This window comes from Acinetobacter sp. YH12233 (assembly GCF_013417725.1).
Classification (GTDB): domain Bacteria; phylum Pseudomonadota; class Gammaproteobacteria; order Pseudomonadales; family Moraxellaceae; genus Acinetobacter.
In genome coordinates, this window is sequence record NZ_VPDK01000090.1 from 1 (window position 1) to 1,140 (window position 1,140).

The 1,140-nt window shown below is 35.4% G+C and carries 1 protein-coding gene; it reads left to right on the top strand.

Annotation, left to right across the window (positions count from 1 at the left end):
• Nucleotides 1-256: 256 nt before the first annotated feature.
• Nucleotides 257-823 (top strand): recombinase family protein, encoded by a 567-nt coding sequence (locus FTV12_RS16370; RefSeq protein ID WP_004897285.1) that lies wholly within the window; start codon nucleotides 257-259, stop codon nucleotides 821-823.
• The last annotated feature ends 317 nt before the right edge of the window (nucleotides 824-1,140 follow it).

Sequence of the window (1,140 nt, forward strand, 5' to 3'; positions counted from 1 at the left end):
TAATATTACTGAAATTACGTTACAAATAGAAAATACGAAATGTAATACATTGAACCAACATAAACACTAATTTGGACTTTAGTCTTCATATAGATGTTTTGTGTAACTTTAAAGTATACCCTAAAGTTACAATCTGAAAGTTCATGAAATTATGTATCATTTAAATGATTTTTAATCATAAGTAACATGTAACTTTAGTGTTAAAGAATTATAATTTACGAAATTGTTCATTTTTATCCAATTGGGGCGTGAAAAAGTGAAAGGCCAAAAAGTAGGGTATGTCCGGGTAAGTTCTGTCGAGCAAAACACTGGACGTCAACTTGAAGGAATTGAGGTCGACCGGATTTTTGTTGACCGTGCTTCAGGTAAAAATACTGACCGACCTAAATTTCAGGAAATGTTGAACTATGTCCGGGAAGGGGACAGGGTGATTGTACATTCCATGGATCGTTTTGCGCGAAGCCTGAAAGATTTGGTCACTGAAGTAGATAAACTGGTCAAACGAGGGATTGCCATCCAGTTTGTAAAAGAAAATATTACTTTTACGGCCGAATCCACCCCGATGGATAATTTGATGCTGCAATTGATGGGTGCTTTTGCACAGTTCGAACGTGAGATCATTTTAGAGCGGCAAAAGGAAGGAATAAAACTCGCCTCTGCTCAGGGGAAGTACAAAGGTCGGGTGCATAAACTAAAGCCTGACCAAGCTGAAGCTTTACGACAAGCATGGAGGGAAGGGAAGTATCCATCAAAAATGGCATTAGGAAAAGCTTTTGGGATTAGTCGTCAGGCGGTATACCGATATTTACAAGTTAGTGAATAGCTTATTGGGATTGGCAACTAAATTTAGTTTAACTTATAAAAATCATGAAACATTGTTCGAATTTTAAGCGTGGAACATAAATAATCAATAAAAAGCCGCTCTGGTACCCTATGCCCCACAACGGCTTGATCTAATATACTGAAATTTAAAGATAAATAAAGAGAATTTCGTATAAGGTGTATTATGTTATTTTTAGAGAAACTACTAAATTATATTGGGTTGTAAATATTTGAAATTCCGTTAAGATATTTTGGATTAAATTCTATTCCTAGATAGCATTCGTGTTGACTCATCTCTCCAAAAAACTTTGGTTTTGT